This window comes from Succinivibrio sp. (assembly GCF_045124615.1).
Taxonomy (GTDB): Bacteria; Pseudomonadota; Gammaproteobacteria; order Enterobacterales; family Succinivibrionaceae; genus Succinivibrio; species Succinivibrio faecicola.
Map to the genome: position 1 here is coordinate 1 of NZ_JBGVMC010000282.1, position 7,468 is coordinate 7,468.

Below are 7,468 nucleotides of genomic sequence, written 5' to 3' on the forward strand. Positions count from 1 at the left end.
GCTAAAGTAAAGTTAGGAGCTAATTCTAAATATGTATCTGTCTGATTACCTAAACGACCAACTTTATTCTCGTCGCCACCCATATTCTTATTAGCAACACCAGTACGGAAGTAAGAAGCATCACCTCTATATAGAGCACCATCGCCTGATGCGAATGCCTGAGCTGACATTAAACCTGCTAGAACACTAGCGGCCTAGAAGAGTAGATCAATATAAACTGATAAAAAATAAGAGTTTAAAAAACAAATAATTAACTTTTTAACAAGAGCAACGATTTCGCATATTATTGGAAGAAACATAAAATTACGACGTTTTTAATGAAAATTCTCGATTTTTTTGTTAACCGTGATCTGATAATTAACAATAAAAGGGGATCTAACAACCAAAATTTGTAAATTGATATTGATAATCATGTAATTACTAAAGATATAATATGTATAGGTATTTTAATTTAATAGGCTTTATAAGCTAGCTGCTTAATAAAAAATAATCTTATTGCACAATTCAAATTAATGGTTCCTACAGCGGGGATAAAATGAAAAAAATTACAAAAATAGCATTATTCCTAATGTCATCTCTTATTACCACTCAGGCACTATCAGCAGAGAAGTGTCATTTGAAAGTTTGGGAGGACGACAAGAAGTCCATGGGTACAAGTCAGGCTGTAGCTGACTTTGAAAAGGATTTTGACTGTACTGTTACTGTAGAAGAAGTAAACTTTCTGACTCAGACAGATAAAATGAGATTAGAAGGCCCTACTGGTAATGGTCCAGATGTTTTCTTAATCCCTGCTGATAAAATGGGATCAGGCGTAATGCAAGGATTGATTACTCCTATCAAATTTATGCAAGAAGAGCAGGATAGATATATACGCTCAGCTGTTTCTGCTTTTTCACAGAACGGCGAAATCTATGCAGTACCTAAAGTTGTTGAAACTCTTGTAATGTTCTACAACAAAGATTACCTCAAGCATTCTTTGCTGACTTTTGAAGACTATTTTGATTATTCTAAGAAACTTGTTTCAGAGAATAATGGAAAATATGGTTTGTTGGCAAAATGGGATTCTTTTTACTACGCATATGGTGCGATACAGCCATTTGGCGCATATGTGTTTGGTTCTGATCCAGATGGCAACATTGATGCTAACGATGTTGGTTTATCAAATGATGGTGCCGTAGAAGGTGTGGAGTTTATAAAGAGCTTCTTTGCATCAGGTTGTTTTCCTCCAGACCTTAGGGGCAAGAATGGAATTGCTAATGTAGACAGGTTGTTTACAGAAGGCAACGCTGCAGCTGTAATTAACGGTCCATGGGCACTTGAGCCTTACTCAAATTCAAAGATTAACTTTGGTGTTGCTCCTTTGCCGATTCTACCAAACGGAAAGCCTATGTCTTCATTCCTGGGTGTTAAAGGATATGTTATCTCTGCATGGGCAAAGAATCATGATCTTGCTGAAGAATTCTTACATTATATAAATCAGCCAAAATACGCAAAGATAAGATACCAGGAAACAAGAGAAATCCCTCCTGTAAAAGCAGTAATGGCTGATCCTGTTATTACAAATGATGAATTTGCAAATGCTATTGCAGTTCAGGCAAGTAGAGCGGTTCCAATGCCTTCAGTTCCTGAAATGTCTGAGGTTTGGGGCCCTATTGATGCTGCTTTTGACTCTATCATCACAGGACGACAGAGTGTTAAGGATGGTTTAAAGACAGCTACAGAGCACATAAATTACCAGATTGAGGCTTTCAGAGCTGGAATGCAGTAACAACACTACTAATTGGGGTTCAGAAAATAGCTAATGAAAAGCAAGATTGTATGTTATCTAACAGCTCTATTGATGTCTTCGGTAGTTTATTCGCAGGAGAGAACAGTCCTTAGAGTTTGGGATGATCCTCAGAGAGTTGACTTTCTAAATGATAGCGTAAAGCCTTTTGAGGAAATGTACAATTGTGATGTTATTTTTGAGCCCGTTGGTTTGCACAATCAGGTAAGACGATTTTTAGCATTGCCACCTAATGCCACAAAACCTGATATTATTCTCCTTCCATCAGATGGTGTTGCTGAAGCCCATAAACTTGATTTAATTGCACCTATCCAGTTCATGCAGGTAGATGCTCCTAACTATCTGAGCAATGCAATAAGTGCTATCTCATTTGATGGTAATTGCTATAGTGTTCCAAAGGCAATAGAGACACTGGTTGTATACTACAATAAAAAATATCTTAAAATGCCTTTAGAATCCTGTGCTGATTATCATGAACTTTCTTTAAAAAGAAAGGCAGAAGGTAGATATGGTCTCATATTCAATTATTCTCAGTTCTATTCAATATTCCCTTTAATGGCTGCAAATGGTGCATATGTATTTAAAAACCATAACGATGCTATAAAGGATTATGAAGAATATGGCCTTGATAATGAAGGTGCGGTTAATTCTTTTAAATATTTAAGAAAAATACACGGTGATGGGATTCTTCCTGCACTTCCATCAGATCCTCAAGATGCTTTCGATGAGTTATTCAACTTATTTGTTTCAGAAAAGGCCGATGCTGTTATTGATGGTCCTTGGAATCTTTCAAAATACATGAAATCAGGAATTGATTTTGGTATTGCATCACTTCCAGATATGACAAACGGTAATGCACTCACTCCATTTTTAAGTGTGAAAGGATGGTCAATTCTAAAGTCTTCACAGAATATTCAGTTGTGTGAGAATCTTTTGCGATATCTGAATTCAACAGAGGTTGCTGAAAATCGTTATCTGATAACAAAAGAAATACCACCTATTGTATCAGTATTAAAGAGTTCAAATCTTTCAGACGATATCTTAGTAAATGCAATTGCTGTACAGACAGTTAATTCTGTGAATATGCCATCATCCTCAAAGATGGTATATATATGGGAATTTATGGATCAAGCATTAAAAGAATTATACGAAACTGATTTGACTGAAGAATATATTCTTATGAATGCACATAAGAAATTTGATTCAGTTTCAGAGGGTGAATTTTAAATTGTAACAACATAAGGAAGGCGCTATGAATCTGTTGTCAAAACTGCTTTTAGTTTCAGGTGTTGTTCTTTTTGCAGGTACTGGTGTAAATGCAAAAGAGCTTGTAGTCTGGGAAGATTTAAATAAAGACAATGGCATTGCAAAAGCTGTTGAAGATTTCCAGAAAGAATACAACTGTACTGTTCGTGTCACTAACAGTGATTACGTTTCTCATGTAAATGAATATGAGAAAATGTTAAACAGTGGCACTAAAAATCTTCCTGATATTTTAATGCTTCCTGCAGATCGTCTTGGAAGTTCTGCTCAAAAAGGTCTGATTCAGCCACTTCGCTTCATGAGTTCAGATTCTTCGCTATATCTTGATAAGTCAATCGATGCGTTTACATATAACGGACAGATATATGCATGCCCTCGATCAGTTGAAACTATGGTTGTTTTCTATAATCAGGATCTACTCAAATATCCTCTGGAAACAATGGAAGACTATTACAATTTTTCCGCTGCTAAAAAAATTGAAGGTAAGTGGGGTGTAATTGGTAAGTGGGACTTTATGTACTTCATTTACGGTTTCATCAGAGGAAATGGTGGTTATGTTTTCGGCCAGGATGGTGCTGGAAACTACAATACTCATGATATCGGTCTGAACAACGCAGGTGCCATCAAAGGACTTGAGTATCTTAACAAATTTGTTCAGAATGTTGTGCCAGTTTCTGTTTTAGGTCCTGATGGTTTCGGTCACATCAATAGTCTGTTTACATCAGGTAAGGCTGCTGCTGTTATCACTGGTCCATGGGAGTTTAACGGCTATGCAAAATCTGGTATCAATTATGGAGTATCTCCACTTCCAAAGCTTCCAAACGGAAATTACATGTGCCCATTCTTAGGATTTAGAGGATATGTAGTTTCAAAATCATGTAATGATAGAGATCTTGCAGAAAAATTCCTGCGCTTTATTAATCAGGAAAAATATGCTCTTAACAGATATGAGCAGATTCAGGAGCTTCCTCCTTTAAAGGCTGTTTTCAAGAATCCTTTAATTGAGAATGACGATTTTGCAAATGCTATTGCAGTTCAGGCTCAGAATGCCGAGCCAATGCCATCAATTCCTGAGATGGGTAACGTATGGGGCCCAATGGATAAGGCTATTGGAAAGGTTCTTTCTAAGAAAGCAACTGCAAAAGATGCTTTAGATGAAGCTGTAGCAGAAATCAAAGCCTCAATAGAGTAGTACGATACAAAAAGAGGAAGTTTTAAACTTCCTCATTAACTAAAGGAGCCAAATTTGGCTCCTTTGTCATTTTAAATTTTATCTTTTAAGACAAGATACAGCCTGCTTTTCAATTCCAAGACAGAGAACATATCTTTCGAGGAATTTATCAAATCCATCAGAACCTGCCTTATCAGGATCAATCTTTTCTCCTACAGCATCCTTGAACACGTTGTTATCAAGGAATTCTGATAGGGATTCATTCTTTGTGTTTTGAACACTGTATGCTGCAAGAACTGCAATACCCCATGCACCGCCTTCTCCTGCTGTAGTCATAACCCATACAGGTGTATTAAGTGCATCTGCCATAATTGACTGACCTACTCTTGGAGTTTTGAAAAGACCTCCATGACCTAGTAGTTTATCGATTTTAACCTGCTCTGATTTTAGGATATTCATACCAAGCTTGATTGCACCTAAAGATGTGTACAGATTAGCTCTAAACAGGTTTGCGATATTGAAGTTTGAATTTGGCATTCTTGCAAGAAGAGGTCTTCCTTCAGGAACAGATGTTATATTCTCTCCAGAGAAATAACCATAGCTGATGATACCGTCGCAGTCTTTAGCTCCGTTGTTTAAAGCTTCCTCATAAAGAGTTTTGAACAGGGTGTTCATATCCATCTTTATGTTTGCAACCTTTAAGAAATCAGCAAATAATCCGACCCATGCATTAAGATCAGATGTGCAGTTGTTTGCATGAACCATAGCAACTTGCATACCATCTGGAGTTGTCACATTATCAATTTCTCTGTGAAGCTTTGATAATGCCTTTTCAAGAACAACCATTGCAAAGATTGATGTTCCTGCTGACACATTGCCAGTGCGTACAGCAACACTGTTCGTTGCAACCATACCAGTTCCAGCATCACCCTCTGGTGGACATAAAATACAGCCTGGCTGTAAATTGCCTGTAGGATCGAGCAGTTTTGCTCCCTGTTCTGTCAAAGTACCTGCATTATCGCCAGCACATAATACCTTTGGTAGCAGTTCTTCAAGTTTATATGGCATATTCTCTTTTGCAAGAATTTCATTAAACTGCATTAGATATTTCTCATTGTAGTTCTTAGTATAAGAATCTATTGGGAACATACCTGCTGCATCACCGATGCCAAGAACTTTCTGACCTGTGAGTTTATAGTGAACATAACCTGCAAGAGTGGTGAAGAAAGCGACATTTTTTACATGTTCTTCCTTATCAAGGATACATTGATAAAGATGGGAAATAGACCATCTTTCAGGAATATTAAACTGGAAAGTATCGGTTAAGAGCTCAGCGGCTTTTGTTGTATTAGAATTTCTCCATGTCCTAAACTGTGCCAGATGGTTATCATCCTTATCAAAAGCCATATAACCGTGCATCATAGCTGAAATACCTAGAGATGCAACAGCTTTGAGATCTGCTTTATATTTTTCCTTTACATCTTTTACAAGCTCACTGTAGCAGTGCTGTAAGCCTCCCCAGATATCGTCAATATGATATGTCCACAGACCGTTTTCAAGTCTGTTTTCCCATTCATGGGAGCCTTGAGCGACTGGTGCAAAATTTGTAGGGTCAATTAAAACTGCTTTGATTCTTGTAGAACCAAATTCAATGCCAAGAGAGCATTTTCCTTGTAAAATTAAAGAGTTAATATCTGACATAATACATCCTTGTTTGTTATATCTATAATTATAATATAGAATACAAACGTTTACGGAATTGTTATTTATCTCAGATTTTAAACAAAAAAATTCTGATTTATATTTTTTTTCAAACATTCTAAAAAGCTGATTTTGTATATAATTGACCTGAATAGATAAGGAAAAGCAAATGAAGTATTTAGTGATTTCTGATGTTCATGGTGGATGTGAGGAGTTGAAAAAAGCTCTTTTATTTTTTGAATCCATGAAATGCGACTATATTATTCTTTTAGGTGATCTTTTAAATCACGGCCCTCGTAACAAAGTCCCACAAAGCTATGATCCGATGTCAGTTGGAGAAATTCTCAATCAGTATAAAGATAGGATTATCTCTGTAAGAGGAAACTGTGACAGTGAAGTTGATTCTATGGTGTTTTCCTTCCCATGCAACGCTTCTTACGGATATGTTCTTTTAAATACAGTATCAGGAGTAAGAAAGGTATTTTTGACACACGGTCATCTGCATAAGATAGAAACTCTAGAACAGATTGAGAAAATAGGCTTGAAACACAATGATATTGTCCTATCAGGTCATACACATGTTTCAGGAATATTCTTTAAAGATTCTGGCGTTGTAAATATTAATCCAGGTTCCATTACATTGCCTAAAGGTGGTAGTAAAGCGGGCTTTGCTATAATGAGTGAGGAGGATATCTCTTTATATTCTCTTGATGGAATCAAATATATGAGCTATAGCTTATAGGAGCTTTTATGTTAGCAACTTCATTAAAACTAGTAACAAAATACAATTACCTGTCAGAAAAATTTGAAAAAGCATACAACTGGCTTTCCAATAATGATCCAGTGAATATGGAAGATGGCAGATATGACATTACAGATGGTGTATTTGCAATTGTACAGCGCTATCAGTCAATAAAATTTGAAGATGCAAAATTTGAGTCACACAAGGATTATATTGACATTCAGTATATTGCAAAAGGCTATGAAAGTTTTGGTCAGGCATATGTTGAGGACTGCACATTAACTGAATCATATCCAAACGATGATCTGTATTTTTACAATATGCCTAATGTATATACGCAGGTTACCTTAAGACCAGGTGATCTTGTTGTTGTTCCCCCAGAGGAGGCTCATCAGCCAAGAGTTTTATATAAGAACAGCGAGGAAGTGGTAAAGGTTGTTATAAAAGTATCTGTCAAATAAGCTTAAATAAGCCTTTAAAAAAAATTTTTATAAAAATCATAAAAAAAAGTTTGACAGCTTTAAAAAAAAGTCTATAATGCATTTCCGTTGTCACAAACGATAACGAACATTAACCAAGCGTTAATGAAGATCTTTAAAAATCAGTACGGACAATCTGTGTGGGCCCTCGGAAGAGGGACAAAAAACGAAGTGTTGAAAGCGAAAGCTGAAGGAACACAAAAAATCAAAATCTTTATTTTCGAAGAGTTTGATCATGGCTCAGATTGAACGCTGGCGGCAGGCCTAATACATGCAAGTCGAACGGTAACATTAAAAAAGGTTGCTTTTTTTTATGACGAGTGGCG

At 36.4% G+C, this 7,468-nt stretch carries 6 protein-coding genes and 1 rRNA gene; 6 read left to right on the forward strand and 1 reads right to left on the reverse strand.

Translation table 11 applies throughout. The features are described 5' to 3' along the window. Nucleotides 1–535: 535 nt before the first annotated feature. The 3 genes from ACJML3_RS07295 to ACJML3_RS07305 are packed head-to-tail and all read left to right on the forward strand — an operon-like array spanning nt 536 to nt 4,241. Nucleotides 536–1,768, forward strand: coding sequence for an extracellular solute-binding protein (locus tag ACJML3_RS07295; protein ID WP_219937523.1), 1,233 nt, complete (start codon nt 536–538; stop codon nt 1,766–1,768). A gap of 33 nt (nt 1,769–1,801) precedes the next feature. Then, on the forward strand, nt 1,802–3,013 hold the full coding sequence (locus ACJML3_RS07300; protein ID WP_406021953.1) for an extracellular solute-binding protein: 1,212 nt from the start codon (nt 1,802–1,804) through the stop codon (nt 3,011–3,013). 25 nt (nt 3,014–3,038) lie between these two features. Next, the gene (locus ACJML3_RS07305; protein ID WP_406021955.1) at nt 3,039–4,241 is read left to right on the forward strand and encodes an extracellular solute-binding protein; all 1,203 of its coding nucleotides are present in this window, start codon (nt 3,039–3,041) and stop codon (nt 4,239–4,241) included. Nucleotides 4,242–4,319: 78 nt separating this feature from the next. Here ACJML3_RS07305 and ACJML3_RS07310 read toward each other — a convergent pair whose 3' ends face one another. Continuing rightward, on the reverse strand, nt 4,320–5,921 hold the full coding sequence (locus ACJML3_RS07310) for a xylulokinase (protein ID WP_406021957.1): 1,602 nt from the start codon (nt 5,919–5,921) through the stop codon (nt 4,320–4,322). Nucleotides 5,922–6,090: 169 nt separating this feature from the next. Here ACJML3_RS07310 and yfcE point away from each other — a divergent pair, with 169 nt between their 5' ends. From yfcE to ACJML3_RS07325, 3 genes are all read left to right on the forward strand, one after another. Then, nucleotides 6,091–6,663 carry a phosphodiesterase gene (gene yfcE / locus ACJML3_RS07315; RefSeq protein WP_406021959.1) on the forward strand — a complete coding sequence of 191 codons (573 nt, stop codon included), beginning with the start codon at nt 6,091–6,093 and terminating at the stop codon, nt 6,661–6,663. Between the two features lie 8 nt (nt 6,664–6,671). Continuing rightward, nucleotides 6,672–7,124 (forward strand): YhcH/YjgK/YiaL family protein, encoded by a 453-nt coding sequence (locus tag ACJML3_RS07320; protein WP_406021961.1) that lies wholly within the window; start codon nt 6,672–6,674, stop codon nt 7,122–7,124. Nucleotides 7,125–7,359: 235 nt separating this feature from the next. Continuing rightward, nucleotides 7,360–7,468 (forward strand): 16S ribosomal RNA (locus ACJML3_RS07325); the annotation flags it as partial.